At 36.9% G+C, this 21,137-nt stretch carries 21 protein-coding genes and 2 tRNA genes; 3 read left to right on the top strand and 20 right to left on the bottom strand.

The window, feature by feature from the left end:
• Nucleotides 1-417 (top strand): organic hydroperoxide resistance protein, encoded by a 417-nt coding sequence (locus ABH961_RS10095; protein ID WP_048541345.1) that lies wholly within the window; start codon nt 1-3, stop codon nt 415-417.
• Between the two features lie 36 nt (nt 418-453).
• Here ABH961_RS10095 and ysxC read toward each other — a convergent pair whose 3' ends face one another.
• From ysxC to ABH961_RS10060, 7 genes are all read right to left on the bottom strand, one after another.
• Nucleotides 454-1,050, bottom strand: coding sequence for a ribosome biogenesis GTP-binding protein YsxC (ysxC, locus tag ABH961_RS10090; protein WP_000869124.1), 597 nt, complete (start codon nt 1,048-1,050; stop codon nt 454-456).
• Nucleotides 1,047-3,377 carry an endopeptidase La gene (gene lon / locus ABH961_RS10085; protein ID WP_098131725.1) on the bottom strand — a complete coding sequence of 777 codons (2,331 nt, stop codon included), beginning with the start codon at nt 3,375-3,377 and terminating at the stop codon, nt 1,047-1,049. The genes ysxC and lon overlap by 4 nt, the downstream gene beginning before the upstream one ends.
• Nucleotides 3,378-3,561: 184 nt before the next feature.
• Nucleotides 3,562-5,232 (bottom strand): ATP-dependent protease LonB, encoded by a 1,671-nt coding sequence (lonB, locus tag ABH961_RS10080; protein WP_048541340.1) that lies wholly within the window; start codon nt 5,230-5,232, stop codon nt 3,562-3,564.
• 106 nt (nt 5,233-5,338) lie between these two features.
• A complete protein-coding gene (gene clpX / locus ABH961_RS10075) occupies nt 5,339-6,598 on the bottom strand; it encodes an ATP-dependent protease ATP-binding subunit ClpX (RefSeq protein ID WP_000472285.1) in 1,260 nt (419 codons plus the stop codon).
• Between the two features lie 264 nt (nt 6,599-6,862).
• Complete coding sequence (gene tig / locus ABH961_RS10070) at nt 6,863-8,140, bottom strand: trigger factor (protein ID WP_000729261.1); 1,278 nt, start codon at nt 8,138-8,140, stop codon at nt 6,863-6,865.
• 309 nt (nt 8,141-8,449) lie between these two features.
• The gene (locus tag ABH961_RS10065) at nt 8,450-9,448 is read right to left on the bottom strand and encodes a hypothetical protein (protein ID WP_046956273.1); all 999 of its coding nucleotides are present in this window, start codon (nt 9,446-9,448) and stop codon (nt 8,450-8,452) included.
• Between the two features lie 197 nt (nt 9,449-9,645).
• Complete coding sequence (locus tag ABH961_RS10060; RefSeq protein WP_001983650.1) at nt 9,646-9,894, bottom strand: hypothetical protein; 249 nt, start codon at nt 9,892-9,894, stop codon at nt 9,646-9,648.
• 520 nt (nt 9,895-10,414) lie between these two features.
• Here ABH961_RS10060 and ABH961_RS10055 point away from each other — a divergent pair.
• Nucleotides 10,415-11,029: a PH domain-containing protein gene (locus ABH961_RS10055; RefSeq protein WP_000473869.1), complete on the top strand. Its 615-nt coding sequence runs from the start codon at nt 10,415-10,417 to the stop codon at nt 11,027-11,029.
• A gap of 94 nt (nt 11,030-11,123) precedes the next feature.
• On the opposite strand, the gene ABH961_RS10050 is transcribed toward ABH961_RS10055, so the two are convergent.
• The 13 genes from ABH961_RS10050 to ABH961_RS09990 form a co-directional block, all read right to left on the bottom strand.
• The gene (locus tag ABH961_RS10050; protein WP_000124458.1) at nt 11,124-11,324 is read right to left on the bottom strand and encodes a hypothetical protein; all 201 of its coding nucleotides are present in this window, start codon (nt 11,322-11,324) and stop codon (nt 11,124-11,126) included.
• A 406-nt stretch (nt 11,325-11,730) separates the two neighbouring features.
• Nucleotides 11,731-11,804, bottom strand: a tRNA-Arg gene (locus tag ABH961_RS10045).
• Between the two features lies 1 nt (nt 11,805).
• Nucleotides 11,806-11,879: transfer RNA gene (locus tag ABH961_RS10040), tRNA-Gly, on the bottom strand.
• Between the two features lie 109 nt (nt 11,880-11,988).
• Nucleotides 11,989-12,492 carry a metallophosphoesterase gene (locus tag ABH961_RS10035; RefSeq protein ID WP_000645521.1) on the bottom strand — a complete coding sequence of 168 codons (504 nt, stop codon included), beginning with the start codon at nt 12,490-12,492 and terminating at the stop codon, nt 11,989-11,991.
• Nucleotides 12,493-12,505: 13 nt separating this feature from the next.
• The gene (locus ABH961_RS10030) at nt 12,506-13,114 is read right to left on the bottom strand and encodes an XTP/dITP diphosphatase (protein ID WP_048541335.1); all 609 of its coding nucleotides are present in this window, start codon (nt 13,112-13,114) and stop codon (nt 12,506-12,508) included.
• Between the two features lie 11 nt (nt 13,115-13,125).
• Nucleotides 13,126-13,863 (bottom strand): ribonuclease PH, encoded by a 738-nt coding sequence (rph, locus tag ABH961_RS10025; protein WP_001261765.1) that lies wholly within the window; start codon nt 13,861-13,863, stop codon nt 13,126-13,128.
• A gap of 128 nt (nt 13,864-13,991) precedes the next feature.
• Entirely contained in the window at nt 13,992-15,041 is a 1,050-nt protein-coding gene (gene gerM, locus ABH961_RS10020) for a spore germination protein GerM (RefSeq protein ID WP_048541332.1), read from the bottom strand.
• A gap of 131 nt (nt 15,042-15,172) precedes the next feature.
• Complete coding sequence (racE, locus tag ABH961_RS10015; RefSeq protein ID WP_000774001.1) at nt 15,173-15,982, bottom strand: glutamate racemase; 810 nt, start codon at nt 15,980-15,982, stop codon at nt 15,173-15,175.
• Nucleotides 15,983-16,273: 291 nt separating this feature from the next.
• The gene (locus ABH961_RS10010; protein WP_048541330.1) at nt 16,274-16,936 is read right to left on the bottom strand and encodes a type 1 glutamine amidotransferase domain-containing protein; all 663 of its coding nucleotides are present in this window, start codon (nt 16,934-16,936) and stop codon (nt 16,274-16,276) included.
• A gap of 156 nt (nt 16,937-17,092) precedes the next feature.
• Entirely contained in the window at nt 17,093-17,380 is a 288-nt protein-coding gene (locus tag ABH961_RS10005) for a hypothetical protein (protein WP_048541328.1), read from the bottom strand.
• A 186-nt stretch (nt 17,381-17,566) separates the two neighbouring features.
• A complete protein-coding gene (gene gerE, locus ABH961_RS10000) occupies nt 17,567-17,791 on the bottom strand; it encodes a spore germination transcription factor GerE (RefSeq protein WP_000659484.1) in 225 nt (74 codons plus the stop codon).
• Nucleotides 17,792-17,956: 165 nt separating this feature from the next.
• Complete coding sequence (locus ABH961_RS09995) at nt 17,957-19,252, bottom strand: purine/pyrimidine permease (RefSeq protein ID WP_048541294.1); 1,296 nt, start codon at nt 19,250-19,252, stop codon at nt 17,957-17,959.
• Nucleotides 19,253-19,350: 98 nt separating this feature from the next.
• Complete coding sequence (locus ABH961_RS09990) at nt 19,351-20,592, bottom strand: amidohydrolase family protein (RefSeq protein WP_048541292.1); 1,242 nt, start codon at nt 20,590-20,592, stop codon at nt 19,351-19,353.
• Between the two features lie 330 nt (nt 20,593-20,922).
• On the opposite strand from ABH961_RS09990, the gene ABH961_RS09985 reads away from it, so the two are divergent.
• Entirely contained in the window at nt 20,923-21,108 is a 186-nt protein-coding gene (locus ABH961_RS09985) for a PspC domain-containing protein (protein ID WP_000044335.1), read from the top strand.
• Nucleotides 21,109-21,137 lie beyond the last annotated feature (29 nt).

Here is a 21,137-nt window from a genome sequence, read left to right as displayed (position 1 = left end):
ATGGATAAATTATATACTGCTTCAGTAACTGCTACAGGTGGAAGAAACGGAAAAGTAATTTCAGATGATGGCATATTAAATCTTGATGTAAAAATGCCGAAAGCACTAGGTGGTGCAGGCGGAGAGGCAACGAATCCAGAACAACTATTTGCTGCTGGCTATGCCGCTTGTTTTGATAGTGCATTACAACTTGTCATTCGTACAAAACGTGTGAAAGTAGAAAGTACAGAAGTAACTGCTCACGTTTCTATCGGAAAAGATACAGATGGTGGTTTCGGCCTATCTGCTGTACTTGATGTACATGTTGCTGGCGTCTCTCATGACGAAGCACAAGAACTTGTAGAAGCCGCTCACGGTGTATGTCCTTATTCAAAAGCAACAAGAGGTAATATTGAGGTTACATTAAACGTACGATAAAAAAATTTAGTAAATAAAAAAAACGCGCGACATTCGTCACGCGTTTTTTGTTTTTGTCATTCTATGAATTGCCTTCCACGCTTCTTCTTTTCCAAGTCCTGTTTCAGAAGAGAATAGAACGATTTCATCGCCAATTTCAACAGCAAGCGTTTCTTTTACAACTTTTAAATGCTTTTGCCATTTCCCTTTCGGAATTTTATCGGCTTTCGTCGCAATAATAATTGTTGGGATTTCATAATGCTTTAAGAAATCATACATCATCACGTCATCATTTGTTGGTTGATGACGTAAATCAACTACTAATACAGCTGCGTCTAATTGCTCACGTGTTGTAAAGTAAGTCTCAATCATCTTGCCCCATGCTGCGCGCTCTGTTTTAGATACTTTCGCATATCCATAACCTGGAACATCAACAAAATGCATCATCTCATTGATCAAGAAAAAGTTCAACGTTTGCGTTTTCCCTGGTTTAGAAGAAATACGTACTAACTTTTTACGATTTAAAATTTTATTAATAAAGGAAGACTTCCCGACATTTGAACGACCTGCTAATGCAATTTCTGGTAAATCACTGTCTGGATATTGTTCTGGTTTAACAGCACTAATTACAATATCTGCTTTTGTTACTTTCATTGTTTCACTCCTACTAATGCGTGCTCCAATACTTCATCTAAATGAGATGCAAGCACAAACGTAAGGTTTTCTTTTACGCTTTCTGGAATATCATCTAAATCTTTCTCGTTTTCTGCTGGCAAAATAATTTTTGTTAAGCCTGCGCGGTGAGCACTTAATGTTTTTTCTTTTAAACCACCAATTGGTAATACACGACCACGAAGTGTAATTTCACCTGTCATCCCCACTTCTTTACTTACAGGAATACCTGTTAGTGCAGAAATAAGTGCCGTTGCCATCGTAATACCTGCTGACGGTCCATCTTTTGGAACTGCTCCTTCTGGAACATGAATATGAATATCATTTTTCTCATGGAAATTCGGATCAATCTGAAGTTCTTCTGCACGAGAACGAATATAGCTAAACGCTGCTTGTGCGGATTCTTTCATAACATCCCCAAGTTTCCCTGTTAAAATTAATTTCCCTTTACCTGGCGCTACAGACACTTCAATCGCAAGTGTATCACCGCCTGCTGCTGTATACGCTAACCCTGTTGCCATACCAACTTGGTCTGTTTTTTCAGCTTGCCCATAACGGAATATGTGCTTACCAAGTAAATCAACAATGTTTTTCTCTGTTACTACAATACGCTTACGTTCTGCTGTAACGATAATTTTTGCTGCTTTACGACAAACTTTTGCAATTTGACGCTCTAGCGTACGAACACCGGCCTCACGTGTATAATAACGAATAATTTCAAGAAGCGCTTCATCACGTACTTGTAAATTACCTTTTCGTAAGCCATGCTCTTTTAATTGTTTCGGCAATAAATGTTCACGGGCAATGTGAACTTTTTCAAGTTCTGTATAACCAGCAATTGAAATAATTTCCATACGGTCAAGCAACGGACCTGGAACACTTGAAAGTGTATTCGCAGTTGCTACAAACATAACTTTCGATAGATCATACGGTTCTTCAATGTAGTGATCACTGAAGTTATGGTTTTGTTCTGGGTCTAACACTTCAAGTAATGCCGCTGATGGATCTCCACGGAAGTCGTTAGACATTTTATCAATCTCATCTAATAAAAAGACTGGATTAACTGTTTTCGCCTTTTTCATACCTTGAATAATGCGTCCTGGCATCGCTCCAACATACGTACGACGGTGACCACGGATTTCAGATTCATCACGTACACCACCAAGGGATACACGGACAAAATTACGATTTAATGATGTTGCAATGGAACGCGCTAACGATGTTTTCCCGACCCCAGGAGGTCCTACTAAGCAAAGGATAGGTCCTTTTAATGAATTCGTTAACTTCTGCACAGCTAAATATTCAAGTACGCGCTCTTTTACTTTCTCAAGCCCGTAATGATCTTTGTTCAAAATCTCTTCAGAATGAGTAAGATCAATCATATCTTCTGTCGCTTCTGTCCACGGAAGTGCTAATAACCAATCCATATAATTACGAATAACACCGCTCTCCGCAGAACTTGCTGGTAACTTTTCATAACGGTCTAATTCTTTCAGTGCAGCCTTCATTGTTTCTTCAGGCATTCCTGATTGTTCAATTTTCTCACGAAGTTCTTCAACTTCCCCGCCCTTACCTTCTTTATCACCAAGTTCAGTTTGAATCGCCTTCATTTGCTCACGTAAGAAATATTCTTTTTGCGTGCGCTCCATTGAACGTTTTACTTTTTGTCCAATTTTCTTTTCTAAACTAAGTAACTCTTGTTCATCTTGAATAATTGAAATAAGTGTATGTAATCGTTCCTTCACAGATACAATCTCTAATATTTCTTGTTTCTGCTTCGTTTTAATCGGCAAGTGAGAAGCAATTAAATCAGCTAATCTTCCTGGCTCTTCCACATCAGTTACCGTTGCAAATGTTTCATTTGAAACTTTTTTCGAAACTTTAATATATTGTTCGAAATGCTCCAGTAATGTACGCATAAGAGCTTTCTCTTCTAGATCATCTTCCACTTCTTCCGTTACCGTTTTGATAGAAACCTGCACTACATTATCTTCTTCGATAAACTCTACTACTTCAGCTCTATGTAAACCCTCTACAAGGACACGAAGCGTACCGTTCGGCAATTTTAACATTTGCTTCACTTTCGCCACTGTACCTACACTATATATGTCATCTTCTTTCGGATCATCGATATTCATTTCTTTTTGCATCGCTAAAAAGATGATATTTTCATCCATTGCCGCCTGCTCTAGTGCTTGTATCGATTTATCACGTCCTACATCAAGATGCAGAACCATCGTTGGATATACGAGAACGCCTCTTAATGGTAGGAGGGGTACGATTCTTTCATTCGTATTCATACTAGACATAGCACCTCCATAATAAATTAAACTCCTGTTCAACTATTTTATATTACAATACATCTAGATGCAATTGCAGAGATTTTCCGCAATTGTAAATCCCTCGTTTTTTCTCCCTTTTAAAAAGGAAAAAAGACTCCGCTTAAGCATACAAACTTAAACGAAGTCTGGCAAATTTTATTATCGCTCATTCTCACATTGATTGTGCATCTGTTTCGTCTACAGTAGTATGTATATCAAGGTCTCGATGCATATTTTCCTGCATAAATGTTAGCTCAAATACTTCTTTTAACTTACGAACAGGAATGATTTCAATTCCTTTTATTGTATACAAAAACGGTTGCATGTTTTCAGCAGGAATGATGACTTTCTTAGCACCTGCTTTTTTCGCGGCTTTTATTTTTGCGTACACACCACCAATAGGTTTCACTTCCCCGTGTATACTTATCTCACCGGTCATCGCTACTTCATTATTCACATACGTACGATGCACCGCTGAATATACACCTGTTGCCATAGCAATACCTGCCGAAGGCCCATCAATTGGGATACCACCTGGAAAATTAATATGTATATCGTAACCTTCTGGCAACACATCTAGAGAACGAAGTACTGTTAATACATTATCTACAGAACCTTTCGCCATACTTTTACGGCGAATGGATTTCGTTTGACTACCAATACTTTCCTCTTCCACAATCCCGGTAACATTTACCGACCCTTTATCTTTCGCCTTGATTGCTGTTACTTCAATTTCTAATAACGCGCCTGTATTTGGTCCATATACAGCAAGTCCATTTACAAGACCGATTCTCGGAATAGGATAAATACGTTTTTCATATTTCGGTGTAAGTTGACTAGAGTGAACAACCCACTCTATATCCTCATCTTTAATGAAAGAACGTTCTTCATTTATTGCCATACCAGTAGAAATTTGTACAAGGTTAATCGCTTCTCGTCCATTTCTTGCATACATCCCAATCATTTCAACACCATTTTTACCTATTTGCATTTCCACTTTATCAGCTGCATTCTTCGCTACTTTTTGAATCTCTTCTGTATCTAACTCACGGAAAAACACTTCTAAACAGCGTGACCGAATAGCAGGAGGAATCTCCTCTGGCGAACGTGTCGTCGCCCCAACTAAGCGAAAATCGGCTGGCAAACCTTTTTGAAAAATATCATGTATATACGTTGGAATCATCGAATTTTCTTCACTATAGTACGCACTTTCCAAAAATACTTTCCGATCTTCTAGCACCTTTAACATTTTGTTCATTTGAATTGGATGTAATTCACCAATCTCATCAATGAACAAAATACCACCATGCGCATCTGTTACAGCCCCTTTTTTCGGCTGTGGGATACCCGCTTGCCCCATTGCACCTGCCCCTTGATAAATCGGATCATGGACTGAACCAATTAATGGGTCCGCAATACCACGTTCATCAAATCTTGCTGTCGTCGCATCAAGTTCGATAAATGTTGCATTCGTACGAAATGGAGATTTCGGATTGCGTTTCGCTTCTTCCAATACAAGACGTGCTGCCGCTGTCTTCCCGACACCTGGCGGACCATATATAATTACATGTTGCGGATTTGGACCACAAAGAGCCGCTTTTAACGACTTAATCCCGTCCTCTTGCCCTACAATATCTAAAAAGGATGTAGGACGTACCTTCTCCGCAAGCGGCTCTGTTAAAGAAATCTCACGCATTTTACGAAGCTGTTCTAATTCTTTTTTCGATTCTCGATCAATTGAAACTTTTTGTGTTCGCTGATTTCGAAGTAAATGCCAAAAATACAATCCGACAATTACACCAAAAACAAGTTGAACAAGTAAAAATATATTTGTCCAGCTCATAATTTATTTCCTCCCGCAATGTTTTATCATTTAGTATTTCCGCGGAGGAACATAGCTAAACATAAAGAAAAACAGCAATTATAAAAATTGCTGTTTCTTCTTCGCACTATGCAGATGTTTTTGTATCAAGTACAGTACCATCTTGTAACACCAATTTCGGTGGTTCATTATCAGCTACTGTTTCTTTCGTCAGAATACACTTCTCGATATCTTTGCGAGATGGAAGTTCGAACATTACATCAAGCATTAAGCCTTCAATAATAGAACGAAGTCCACGAGCACCTGTTTTACGTTCAATTGCTTTTTTCGCAATCTCAACTAGTGCACCTTCTTCAAACTCTAACTCAACATCGTCAAGCTCCAATAATTTTTGGAATTGCTTAACAAGTGCATTTTTCGGTTTCGTTAAAATATCTACAAGAGCATCTTCATCAAGCGGCTCTAGGTTCGCAATAACTGGAAGACGACCGATAAACTCCGGAATTAAACCGAATCTTAAAAGATCCTCTGGTAAAACGTGAGATAAAACATGCTTCTCATTTACATCAGCATTTTTCTTCTCAGCACCAAATCCAATTACTTTCTCACCAAGGCGACGTTTAATAATTGGCTCAATGCCATCAAACGCTCCACCACAAATGAATAGGATGTTCGTTGTATCAATTTGAATGAACTCTTGATGCGGATGCTTACGACCACCTTGAGGTGGAACGCTCGCTACAGTACCTTCTAAAATTTTCAGAAGTGCCTGCTGTACACCTTCACCAGATACATCACGTGTAATTGATGGATTTTCGGACTTACGTGCCACTTTATCAATCTCATCAATATAAATGATTCCTTTTTCCGCTTTCTCTACATCATAATCAGCTGCTTGGATTAATTTTAGTAAGATGTTTTCTACATCTTCCCCTACATAACCAGCTTCTGTTAAAGATGTTGCGTCCGCGATTGCAAATGGAACATTTAAAATACGCGCTAATGTTTGTGCCAATAATGTTTTACCACTACCAGTTGGCCCAATAAGTGAAATATTACTCTTCGCTAATTCTACATCATCAATTTTACTGTTAGAATTAATGCGTTTGTAATGGTTATATACCGCTACCGCTAGTGCTTTTTTCGCGTTATCTTGTCCGATGACATACTCATCTAAGATTTCACGAATTTCTACCGGTTTCGGTACATCTTTGAATTCTACTTCTTCGTCCTTCGCAAGCTCCTCTTGTACAATTTCAGTACAAAGTTCGATACACTCGTCACAAATGTAAACACCTGGACCTGCAACTAACTTTCGAACTTGCGTTTGTGTTTTACCACAGAAAGAACATTTTAATTGACCTTTTTCATCATTAAATTTAAACATATTTTCACACCCCTTACAAAGTGCTAACCTCTTGCCTTCGTATGTACACGATAAATGTATCGTATGTAAATACATATTATGTCACTACGTGGCGAGAAATACAAATAATATGACTAGTTATGTACAAATAAAAAAATTTTAAAACTTTTGAAATATGTATATTCGACTTGTAAAGGAAGTTTTCCTTCTTCATCGAAAAGTTTTATAAATATATTTCTATATTTATAAAACAAGGCACGATTAAAATCGCGCCTTGTTATTTTATTATGCAGCGTTGTCTACTAAGAAGTCTACAGCTTTACGCACTTTAAGGTCTTCAGATAAAGCGTCTACGCTTCCAAGAGCTTGCTTGATAGCGTCTACTGGCATACCGTACATTTCAGCCATTTTTTCAACTTCTGCAGTTACTTCTTCTTCAGTAACTTCGATGTTTTCAGCTTCAATGATAGCTTCAAGAACAAGATTGATTCTTACGCGTTTTTGAGCGTCTTCTTTCATTTGCTCTTTTAACTTGTCAGCGTCAGTACCTGTGAATTGGTAGTAAAGCTCAAGGTTCATACCTTGTTGGCTTAAACGTTGCTCGAATTCACGAACCATACGATCTAACTCAGTGTCGATCATAGCTTCTGGAATCTCGATTTCAGCGTTAGCAGCAGCTAATTCTACTACTTCGTCACGTACTTTGTGCTCAGCTTCGTGCTTTTTGCCTTCTTCTAAGTTTGTACGAAGTTTTGTTTTTAATTCATCAAGAGTTGCAACTTCTTCGTCAGCTTCTTTAGCGAACTCGTCGTTTAACTCAGGAAGTTCTTTTGTTTTGATTTCGTGAATTGTTACTTTGAATGTAGCTGGTTTACCAGCTAATTCAGCAGCGTGGTACTCTTCTGGGAATGATACTTCAACTTCTTTAGAATCACCAGATTTAAGACCAATTACTTGCTCTTCGAAACCAGGGATGAAAGTACCAGAACCGATTGCAAGAGAATAGTTTTCGCCTTTTCCGCCTTCAAATGCTTCGCCATCAACGAAACCTTCGAAGTCGATTACAGCTGTATCACCGTTTTCAACAGTTCCTTCTTCTTTAACAACTAGTTCAGCTTGACGCTCTTGTAAAGATTTTAATTCGTTCTCTACATCTTCGTCAGTTACAGTTGTTTCAACTTTTTCTACTGCTAAACCTTTGTACTCACCTAATTTAACTTCAGGTTTCACTGTAACTTTTGCAGTGAAGATAAGGTTAGCATTTTTTTCGAACTTCTCGATGTTGATTTCAGGATGATCAACTGGGAAGATACCAGCTTCATCGATCGCTTCACCGTATGCTTTTGGTAAGATGATATCTAAAGCATCTTGGTATAAAGATTCGATACCAAAGCGTTGTTCGAATAACGGACGAGGCATTTTCCCTTTACGGAAACCTGGTACGTTAATTGTTTGTACTACTTTTTTGAACGCAGCGTCGATAGAGTTGTTTACTTCTTTAGCATCAACTTCGATTGTTAAAACGCCTACGTTACCTTCTAATTTTTCCCATTTTGCAGCCATTTATTCTTTCCCTCCAACTATAATAATGTATGCACATACCTCTATAGATTAAAATCTTCATTATCTCTTTTTTGAAATAACAAAAGTACAAATAATCCTCTAGCAAAAGCTTTCAGATATAATGTTCCAATCTACTAATTGCCTAAAAGACAACTACGGTATATTTTGTTCGAGAATAATATGAAACATATTAAGTAAGAGAATTACACTTCTCTTCTCTTACAAACAGGCAGATTTCTGCCTTTTGCAACCCTTACATTATAACATAGAATATGCTCGTTTCAAGAACCGAACGATTCTTTTTCATAATTATACGGGCAAATATCCTTCTCTTTCAACACGTAATAACCATTGATAGGCAATATGAAACTCTTCTAATTCAATATTATACGCTGTCATAAGCTCTTCTTCATCAATAGTCAATCCGAAACGCTTTCTTCCAATTCTCTCTAAAACAGCAGCCCAAATCTCCACTTTATCCATTAATAGAGCGAATGGGAAAACGCTAATTCGCAATTCTTTCCAATATGTAACCATCGCATCAAATATATCGGGATAATTTTGCTCTAATCGGCTTGATAATGTATGTATAATGTTATTGGATTGCTCCTCATTATGACCTGTAAATGCTGGAATCACCTTGATCGTATTTCCAAACTTTTCTACCTCTATCTCTTCTTCTATTTGATTTTCTATCATTTTATATAAAATAGAAGTTTTCAAATAAGGGTGCTGTTTTTCGTCTATTAAAAATTTCTTTAAAATAGGTAATGCAAGATCCAAGTCTTTTAACGAAAGTTGCTGAATCGCTCTTAGCTTTTGCCCAAAGTTTTCTCCAAACATTTCATTAGTAAACTCATCCAATTCAAAATTCGAATCGACTAGTGACGTATCTACTTCACTTAACATACCTTCTGCAAATAAAGCGAGCTGTGCTAATTTTTCCTTTTGCTCAGGCATTACATCTTTCGTTTGCAAAACCTTTTCAACGATTTCAATGACACCTTCATAATCATTTGTTTGAACTAAAATCGTCACATATGTTTCAAGAATATCACCAAATAATACAGCTCCTGTTTCAAGTAACTGTTCACATTTGTCTTTCGCTTCTTCCATATGTTTTAATTCTAACAAACAAATAACAGAAGCGAGTTCCGTTTGTTCCGTTTCTGCATTATACTGACGTAATATTTCAAAGCAGCGCAATGCATCTTCGAATTTCCGCTCTTTCAGTGCTAAAAAACCTTCATCAATATATCGCTCTGATAGTTGTGGAAACAATACGACCGTATTTTCTTTTTTATCCATACGTCCGCCTCTTTTTCTAGATTTTAATTATCTTTAAAGTAAATATATCAAATGAGTAATAAGAACACAACATCCCAAAACCCTTTGTTTGAAATATGGAAATATTTAATTTTTATATTTCGATATAAACAAATCCTTACTAAAAATTAAAAATGTACAAATAAAAATCCTCAGCAATTAAAGCAGAGGATTCATCATTAATGGAAAGCTTTTATAATAGTGGGGTATATAACAAGGGTAATAATTTGGAGAACAATAATTGCCATAACAATCATGCTAAAATAGAAGATTGGTTTACTTCGCTTCATTAAAAACATAATAATAAGCATCGTACAAGCAAACAAACTTAAGAAGAACAAACTCGTTGTCGAACTAAGTATACCGCTCGGGACAAAGAACAATAACACTACACTACAAGTACCTATAATTCCAAATAACCATTCCATTCATTCACTCATTCCCTTTCCCTCTCATGGCAGTTTTTTTACTAAGCGATTAAATGTTTTACAACATCAACTACATACGTTAATTTCTCATATGCTACAAATCCAAAAGCAACTGTTAAACCCGTTACGATTAACCCTTTCATCATTTCTTCCTCCTCGTTTTATCGTTGTTACCTTCATTATAGAGGATTAGCAATTTGTTACCATCGAACTTCCTTACAGTTACCTTACAGAATTGTAAGATTTCAAAATGGATAGAAAAAAACCTCATATTACTTGAGAGGTTTTCACGGAATTTCTCTATAATTACTTGCAAAATTAACTTTTTTCTCTTGATTATTTTTCGGAGAATCCACTCTTAAACTGATAGATTTACTAAATAACTTAGGGTTGAAATAATTATTCGTTACTTTTCTTAACTTACCTTCATATATTTTCGTATTACAAGAAAACAACCGATGAAAATCATGTTAATATATTTTTATACAATTAAGAATTTATTTTACAAGGGGGATTATGTATGTTTAAAAAAATGGCTGCAGATGTATTAGGGCTAAGCGATGTAGGTTCTGTCATTACACCGAAAGATTACGATAAAGTTGATGCTGATGATTACGTGATGCATGAAGATGGGGAGAAAATTTATTTTCTAATCAAATCAAAATCAGATGAATATTGTTTCACAAACAAAGGATTAATCCACCTAGATGGTACAAGCGCAACAAGTAAAAAACGTACACTACGCCGCTTTAGTTATAGTAAGTATCAAATTAAAAACGTAGCACTTGAAACTGCAGGAACGATTGATTTAGACGTAGAAATTAAGTTCCAGATGGGGGATGAGCATTATTCAATTGATGTTCATAAAAAACATATTGAAGAATTAAAAGATTTATATAAGGCTTTACTTAAAATAGAAGAAATTTCATACGACAACGATATTACATTGCAGTATGCACATAAAAGTCTAGATATGGCATCTAACGCTTTCAGCCGTATTTCAAACGCACAAGTAAATTTAGCAGAACAATTTAAAGAAATGAACGAGATCGCCTTTAACTGGCTCGTTGATACGAAGAAACAATATAACGTGAAAGATTATGGTTTTGTCTTTGAGAAGTTTATTAATAATTAATTTAAAACAAACAAAAAACCTTGTTATCAAAAGATAACAAGGTTTTCTTAGCGTCCCAAGAGAGGTTCGAACTCTCGGCCCGCTCATTTCCGTACTATTTTATATATTTTGATCGCAGTCTTAATATATCTTCTCCTTCACGAATGCCTGCCGATCCCTTCCTCACATTTTTTACGACAGTCCAATCTGGGTTAGTTTCATCACCGATGTTCTGTACTGTAAAGTTGCCATCACCATATTTCCGGTGACCTTCTGCCAATTTCTCCGTTAAATCATTCTCATTTGATCTCGCCATCTTTGCGCCATCTCCCTTTTTTATACAACCTTCTTAAACTGTCCAACCAATCACACGTCCAGTCAATTGGAGATTCTCGTTTTCCGCTTCTATTAATTGTAACACACTGTCGGGGATAAGTTCCGATAACGGCTGCTTAATCGTACTAGAATGGTAAAAAGTTTTATAACATTCTAAGTGAACAATTGGGATAATATAGATATGAAGTTTCCTCATAAGCCTATTGATTCTTTAAATTAAACAAGAGAAATAGGGCGCATAAATAGCGCTCTTTCTTAATGCACTTTAATCTGTTGTATATAATAATTATCATATGTTACTTTATATTTTTTACACCTCTTGCACATACATCAATTTTTAAACAAACAAAAAACCTTGTTATCAAAAGATAACAAGGTTTTTTTAGCGTCCCAGGAGAGATTCGAACTCCCGACCGTACGCTTAGAAGGCGTATGCTCTATCCGGCTGAGCTACTGGGACATGGAGCGGGTGAAGAGAATCGAACTCTCGACCAGAGCTTGGAAGGCTCTTGTTTTACCACTAAACTACACCCGCATATGTTATTTTATTTTCCTTCGTTAGCGCTGTTGCCCTATCGACAATATTTATTATATGCATAACCATACATAAAGTCAACACCTTTTTTAAAAGAGGATAATTTTTCTTATCCTCTTTTAAAAACTGCTTGTTCAACTAGTTGTCCGTCTAATGTTTCAAAACGAACTTCCATTTGATTTTCATCCATTTCTAATAAAGCAAATGTCTTTTCTACACGCTGACGTGGCAATAAAATACTGCCTGGATTAATAAATAAAACGCCATCGATTAATTCTGCACCTAATACGTGAGAGTGTCCGAAGCATGCAACTTGCGCCCCTACCTCTTCCGCATGGTACGCTAATGTTTGTAATGTCATTTTCACGTTATGACGATGTCCGTGCACAACTACGAAACGAATGCCATCTACATCAGTTACAATTTCATCTTGAAAGTTAGCATAATCACAGTTCCCTTTTACAACATGGAAACCTTGCAGCTCTTCATGAGCAGGCGTTAGCTCTGAATCACCGCAATGAATCATGACATCTACTTTTCCTTCATAGTTTTCTTTCAACTGCTGTAATTCCTTCACGGAGCTATGACTATCGCTTACGATTAAAGCTTTCATCAATCTCTCTCCCTTATTCTCCTAAAAACCATTCAGGGATTTTTTCTTCTAGCTTACGAAGAGCACGTCCACGGTGGCTAATGGCATTTTTCTCATCTGAACTTAGTTCCGCCATCGCTCTTTTATATTCTTCCACATAAAAAATCGGATCATATCCAAAGCCGTTTTCCCCACGGCGCTGCTCTAAAATATACCCTTCGCACGTCCCGTTTACAATGACAGGCTTTTTATCACCTTCAGGGAAAGCCACTGCTAATGCACAGTAGAAACGAGCTTTACGCTTTTCAAACGCTATTTCATTTAATTCTTGTAACACTTTATCAATATTCGCTTGATCATCTTTCGGCTCTCCAGCAAAACGAGCTGAATACACGCCCGGTTTTCCATTTAAAGCATCTACAATAAGACCTGAATCATCCGCGATTACGATCGCATTCAGCTGTCTACTCAGACTATCCGCTTTTAAGATTGCATTTTCTTCAAATGTTTCACCAGTTTCTTCGACTTCTTCAATATAAGGAAAATCGTGCAATGATTTTACTTCTAAATCAAATCGCTCAAATAACTCAGCAAATTCACGTACTTTCCCCATATTTTTTGTCGCTACAACAACTTGTTTCATACTTTCCACCTCTACTCTATATGAGATACGATGTCACCTAACGCTTCTTTTTGCATGTCGATTAGTTGGAAGATACCTTGTTCCGCAGCATCAAGTAATTCATTTAACTGCGCTCTGCTAAACGTCGCCTCTTCTCCAGTTCCTTGCACTTCAACAAACTGACCTTTTCCAGTCATAATTACGTTCATATCAACGTCTGCTTTAGAATCTTCTGCGTAGTTTAAATCTAAAACAACACCTTGCTCTTCAACAATTCCTACTGACGTTGCTGCTAAATAATCTTTTACTGGAATTTTAGATACTTTTTCTGCTTGTAATAACTTCTCAAATGCTAATACCATTGCTACATATGCACCTGTAATAGAAGCAGTTCTCGTTCCACCATCCGCTTGAATAACATCACAATCAATCCAAACCGTTCTCTCACCAAGTGCTTCTAAGTCAACTACCGCACGTAATGCTCGTCCAATTAAGCGCTGGATTTCCATTGTACGTCCTGTTACTTTCCCTTTACTTGATTCCCTAATTGTACGTTGTTCTGTTGCACGTGGAATCATCGCATATTCAGCTGTTACCCAGCCCTTTCCTTCTCCACGCATAAACGGTGGGACACGCTCTTCAATTGTCGCCGAGCAAATTACCTTTGTATCCCCAACCTCAATTAATACTGATCCCTCTGGATGTTTTAAATAATTCGTATGAATATGTATATGGCGTAATTCTGTTTTCTCTCTACCATCTACTCGCATAAAAATAACCTCCTCATAACTACTTGTTAGTATAGCCAAATTTAAATGTATGATATGTATACAATAAAAGAAGAGGAACCCAAAAAGCAATTCCCCTTTCTTACTTAAGTATATCAAATTATTGAAGATTAAAAACTACCTGTATTCACGTTTTCTGGACGATCGACAGGTTTTATTAACTTTCCGCCCTTTTCATCTATAAGATTCGCTTTACCATTTACTTCAATAGAAACACTTTTCACGCCTTTCTTTTCTGTTAAAGATAAAACTAACGACTTCAATACGTAATTTGAAACCATATTTTTATCTGGGTTTATAAATATATTTTCATTAAAGTTTAATGTAAGATTTCCATCTTGTAACTTCGGATTCGTAATCAACTTAACTCCTGGATTAAAATCATTCAGAAGCGATTGATGAATCGGTCCTTTTACAAGTTCATCTATAATTGCTGCATAATCATTTTCTTTTCCTTCTACAACGCGGCGTGTTACTGGTACGTAGTATTGCTGCTTATTATTATTTTGTGCCATAAAATAAAGTGTAACCGGTTTTGTATTTGTTACATCCGCTACTTGTTCATCATCGAAGTTGATACCGTTAGCACGGCTCACCCCTTCACCAATCGGTGTACCACCAACAGGCATCTTTGCCAATTTCTCACCATTTATTTGGAACTGCACTTGTTTTATTTCTTTAAATTGCGTCAACGTCCAGGCTATTGACTCAACCATCTGACGCTCTTCCTCTTTTGCATAGTTTTTCATTTCTTTAGAGAAATCAATGACTGCCGTCCCATCTTTTTTCAAATTTAGGGTCATCGACGTATTCGCTGGAATGACTGCACGGAACCCATTCGGTAATACATTCGTTACCGGTCCATCTTTCACAAGGTACTCTAACGTTTGCTGAATAACCTCATTTGCTTTCGGAGTAGGTATAGCTAGCGTTTGAGGTACAACATAGCCATTTTTATCAACAAGGTATAGTTCTCTATTCACCATTTGCCCTTGCTTAACTTTCTTAGATACTTCTTTCTTTCCACCCTCTGTATACGTAACTTGTTTTGGCGGATCAATTTGTTCCGTTGCTTTCTCCTGATTTATAAAGCCACACCCTGTTAGTAAAACAGCGCTCACAGTAGCACCAACAACCCATTTAAAAGTGGATTTAGGCATGCCATTCCCCCCTAAAATCTAAGTTTGTACTATTATGTATACGAGCTGTTTCACTTTTTAGAACAAGCTGTGCTTCCTATAAACAAAAAAACTCCTGATTTCTCAGGAGCTCACTTATACGAATTCTACTATTATTCTTTTTCTAAATAAATATGTTTTACATTTTCAATCGGTTGACCGAACCATTTTGATGCAATTTCTTTAAATAGGCCTATTTTTCCTGTCGTTAAGAAGAGATGATCACTTTGTTCCTCTCCCTCATTCAACATTTTACTATGGTATAAAATTGTACTTACTTCGCGCGCTGTTTCATCACCTGAACTAATGAGTTGTACTTTATCTCCCATTACTTTTTTAATAACAGGACCTAAAATTGGATAATGTGTACAACCTAAAATAAGTGTATCAATATCAGTATTTTTCAGCGGTTGCAACGTTTCTCGTACAACTTCATACGCCATTTCACTTTCAAAATTCCCACTCTCTACAAGCTCAACGAAAGGCGGACACGCTAAACTTTCTACCATAACACGGTTATTAATAGACTTTAGCGCTTCTTCGTATGCACCACTTTTCACCGTTCCAATCGTTCCAATAATCCCAACATGATACGTGTTTGTCACTTTTAAAGCTGTACGTGATCCTGGGTGAATAACTCCTACCACTGGAATTGGTAATTGTTTCTGCATCTCTTCTAATACAACCGCAGTTGCTGTATTACACGCAATAACTAACATTTTGATATTTAAATCTAGTAAATGCTCCGTCATTTCCCACGTAAATTGACGCACTTCTTCTCGAGAACGTGGACCATAAGGGCAACGTGCCGTATCCCCTAAATATATAATACGCTCTTTCGGCAACTGACGAATTAATTCCTTCGCTACTGTTAAACCGCCAACTCCTGAATCGATAACACCGATTGCTCTATTCAACTTCATCACCCGTTTTCTCATTCATCATCTTATTTTATCATTATATTTTACACAGTTTAAGTTCGCTAACTTAAACTGCTTCTGTATGAAAATTTTCATTTGTACCTGTATAGACTAGGACCTTTTTTATTTTGCTCCTTTTTTTCATAATTTGCAAGACAGAAAAATAACCGACCTTCTATATGAAAGTCGGTTTCTTCTATAATAAAGTGCGTATTTATTGCTCCATCTTTTTTTGGAAAGAAGACATTCCTATTAATAAGAAGAAATGAGCAGAAATTAAAGCGAGCACCTTTTCTATAATTTATTTACAGCTCTTCTTATAGCTTTCCCTATTTCCATACTAGACTGCGGGTTTTGCCCTGTAATTAAACGCCCATCTACTACTACATGCGGTGTGAAATTTGGAGCAACATAAAACAAAGCTCCTTCTTCTTTCAATTTACTTTCTAATAAAAACGGCACTCGCTTTTCTAAATGCACAGCTTTTTCCTCATCGTTTGTATAACCTGTTATACGCTTACCAGCAACAAAAAACGAGCCATCTTTATTTTTCACACCGACTAAAGAACTTACTCCGTGACAAACAGCCGCTACAATCCGGTTATTGTTGTACATATTCTCAATCAAATTTGCAACATATGGATTACCTGGAAAATCTACAATTGCCCCGTGCCCACCACCAAATAAAACCGCATCATAATCCGAAAAATGAACCGTCGAGATCGGCTTCGTATTTTGCAATAAAGAAGCGACATACTTAAATTCGCGAGGTATCCCGTTCGGAATAGACACTCTATCAATAGGTACTTTACCGCCCTTTATCGACACAATATCAACATCGAACTTAGCTTTTTTAAATACATTATAAGGAGCTGCGAGCTCTTCCAGCCACAAACCAGTCGGGTGTCCATTCATATCATGAGCGCTTGTTGAAACTAACAATATCCTTTTCAACATATCCCCTCCTTACTACCTATTTATGTATGGAGTGTTCCTATCATTCATATAGCAAGCGAAAAAAACGATAACAACAAGCTGACCTTTTGTATAAAAGTCAACTTGTTGTTATCGTTTGAATTCTTTCGTACGAAGATTTTCACAACCTTATAACTTTTATCTCCAACGCCACGCAATCGTGTTATCCTCCATATGAATAGCAGGTATATCAATCCCTAAATACCGCTGATTATCCTCATCAAAAACAGACCAATTTCCTTCATATAAAAATTCAGGATCTATGCTTTCAAAATCAAATCCACTATCTTCGTCTACCATCTCACGAAAATATTTTTGGAACGGTTTACTATTTTCATATAGACGAATTGTTCCATACATCCATGGCATGTCTCCAAAAACATCTTTAATTTCACCTATCTCCATATCCTTAAAATACAACTTCATATTTGCACCTTCTTATTTGTGAATGACAAAGATACCTACCCTGAATGCCTCATCATGTTCTAAAGTAGTTATTCTTAACGTTTCTTTCTTAAACATATCTTCCTTCTCAAAGTCTGAAATACCTTTTTAAGTTCAAAATATAAACAGAAAAATAGCCGACTCTTCATATAAAAGTCGGCTTTCTTTTTATAGTTCGAGCTCTCCCATGCGAAGAAGCTCAACAACTGCTTGTGAACGTCCTTTAACTCCTAGCTTTTGCATTGCGTTTGAGATGTGGTTGCGTACTGTTTTTTCACTGATAAAAAGTTCACCTGCAATTTCCTTCGTTGTTTTATCTTGAACCAGTAATTCAAATACTTCTCTCTCTCTCTTTGTGAGTAACGGTTTAGATTGATACGCTTTTTCCTTCAACTGGTATAAACCTCCTTGCTTAAGCCAGAGCCGTGTATGTGTAAGTTGGGTGTTTATTTAGTCAAGATATTGTATGAACGAAATGTGCGGGTGGTGAATGAAAATAGGCTTTATTTCACATGTTATTTTAGACTTTTATACAGTGCAGACACTCTTTGTATCCACTCACTTTTCATTACGCCATATTTGTTCTAGTAATATGCTGACAACTGTACCTACGAACAAACCATTCCCGAATATATATTGCATAACAGACGGCAGTGATTGGAGTGCTCCAGACGGTAAAAACATAACACCGCTTCCAAATAATACAGAAACTCCTAAAACCGTTACATTCCTTTCGCTCATTGGCACTTGTTTTATATTATGAAACCCAATTCCAATTAACTGTACGAACGAAGCCATTAAAACCGCAGATGCGACAGCGGGTGGTAACGATGCTAAGTAACGAATAATATTTGGAAGCAACGACATTACGACTAGTAACAAACATGCTAGTAAGAACGATCGTATATATTTTTGTTTCGTTAAACGTATAAATCCTGCCGTTGCTGGTAACGGCACGACACCTACAGTTGAAAATACAGAAGAAATGATATGCGAAATCCCTCCAACCCACGTACCACCCTTCAACTGTTTTTGTTCAATAGTCCCCTTTTGAATGGTAGCTTGATTAATTGCTATAATAGCTGCCACTGTATTTGAAACTAAAATACATACCATAACAAAACTGGATACAGCCATACCTGTATTCCACTTTGGAAGTCCCCAAGCAAATATTTGCGGAAGTTGCACAAAATGAGTTACTTGAGATGGAATCGTCATTTTTCCTGCAATGAGAAAAAGAATCCACCCACTAATTAATCCTATTAAAACCGCATAACTTTTGACAAAACCTTTTCCGAAGTTAGATAGTATAATAACGAAAAGAAATATGCTAAACGCAATTATCGCTGTAAATCCATCGATTTGAGAAACAGTAGCAGTAATTCCTAGCATTCCTTTTAGAAATACACCGCTTAATTGTAAACATAATAAAAGTAAAAACGTCCCTGTCACAAGCGGCGTGAATAAAAATAAAATACGTCCGATAAAACCAGTGACTCCTAATCCTATTAAAATAACACCGGAAATTATCATTCCTAATTCTAAAGTTTGCAACGTACTATGTAATTGATCTTGCCCGGCCGTTGCATAAGCAAGTACGGTAAATACTCCAACCCACGATCCAGCTGGTCCATCCGCAATTGGTAGTCTATGTCCAAGCCACCCTTGTAAAAAAGAAGATATACCAACTACAAAAAACGTACGCTGCATTAAATAAAATATTTCTTCCGTTGTAAGATGAAATAATCCGCCAACGACAATTGGTAGTGCGATTGAATTCGCTAATAAAAATATAAACCATTGCAAAGTTCCCATAATATGATTTTGGTTATGTTGATTGTCCAAATTTTTCATCCTTTCTAGCTTCCCTATAAGAAATATATTGCAAGCATAACAAAGAAGGGTTCTACACTCACAATTAGAACCCTCCTCAAAACATTTACACGATTCTTTTACACAAGATTATTTAATTCCACCTCATTTAAACTTCCAACAACAATATTCCCTTTATGCACGACTAAACGTTTCTCTGTTTGACGCGCTACCGCTTCAGCAGTACATGTTGCATTCGTCAAAACAAAACTCGCTTCATCTCCTATATTCGGCCATGCTCGCTTCCCTTCATTGTTTAACGTTTCTTTTCCTCCCGTAATAAAGCGAAGGGCTTTTCCTAAAGACCTTTCGTCACTCCAGCCAAAACGTTCCGCTAATCGATTTGCCTTTTGCAGCATATCACCTGTGCCAAACGGTGACCAATGATCAGTAATACTATCATTTCCTAATGAAACTTTCACACCTTTTTTATCTAATAACGGAATTGGGATTACTTGTTTCCCAATTGGCACCGTTGAAGTAATATCAATATTTAAAGCAGCTAGTCTTTCCGCCACTTCTTCAACTTCTTTATCCGTAACACCACCAAGTCCAAGTGCATGACTAATTGTTACGCGACCTTGCCATCCCGCTTCTTCTGTTAAACTTGCCAATCGCTTCATCGTAAACGTCCCAAGATTATTCGCATCATGCAGATGAATATCAACATCCGCATTAAATTCTACTGCGATATCCATAATGGTATGTAATGATTTTTCAATATCATTATCCACTGTAGCTGGATCCACTCCACCGACTAGATGCGCACCCATACGCATCGCATCTTTCACAAGTTGTACAGAATTACTACGCAATAATCCATGTTGCGGAAAAGCAACAATTCTACCAGAAACCTGATTTTTATACGTTTCCAACGCCGCTAACGTCGCCTCCAAATTACCAAGTCCAATAATCGGATCAACATTACAATGCGTTCTTATATTCGTTGCACCATTTCGAAGCAATAACGCTAACATATTTTCCGCCCTATCTTGAGCAGTTGCTAATTGCTTCGGCAGAATTTTTTCTTCTTCATTAAAACGCGTAAAAATATTCTCTGCTGGCATACAAGCTTTCCAAGGGCCACTATAATATGTCTTATCAATATGAATATGCATCTCTTCGAAAGCTGGCAAAATCAATAAACGATTAGCATCAAGAATTAATACTCCTTCCTCTTGAACAGCCCCTGCTATCATTTTTTTAATTCGTCCATCTTCAATGAGTAAACTACATAACTCTGTTTCTGTTTGGGAAATTCTCCCCTCTTCATATGTATACCCCGATTCAAGCATTACATTAGTCAGCCAATATACTGTCATCTCTATTTCCCCCACCCTTTATTAAAAGTTACCTCTTACTATAATTTTAATATCAACTGAAAATTAAGACAATTAATACGACTGTTCCCTAAAAAAAATGTAATACAACGGCATAGTCTTCTCATAAATTTCCATATAGAATAGAAGTATATAGCTTGCTATAAAGTGAAACTTTGATCAGTGGGGGGGCATCCCCCCCACTGATCATTAGTTAAACCAATCGGGCTTTTACGGGTAGTTAACCCCCATCTAACTTCTTTGCTTTCGCTGAATTTTTAGGTGGAGTTCTTACTGCTCGTTAAAGCGGGATAAAAAGGAGTGGATTGGAAGATGTCAAAAAGGTTATGTAAATCCGAAACTGATAAAATGCTATTTGGTATATGCGGTGGTTTAGGGGAATATTTTGATATTAGCTCTACTCTCATTCGCATACTTTGGGTCATTGCTATTTTATGTTTTGGGACGGGGTTTTTAGTTTATTTTATTTGTTTATTACTTATGCCACGCTCTTACTAGTGGCATCCTGCATATACTTAATCTAAATA

This window comes from Bacillus sp. RC251 (assembly GCF_044908765.1).
Classification (GTDB): domain Bacteria; phylum Bacillota; class Bacilli; order Bacillales; family Bacillaceae_G; genus Bacillus_A; species Bacillus_A wiedmannii.
Note: the sequence above shows the minus strand (reverse complement) of the source record. Positions and strands in the feature narration are given on the sequence as shown.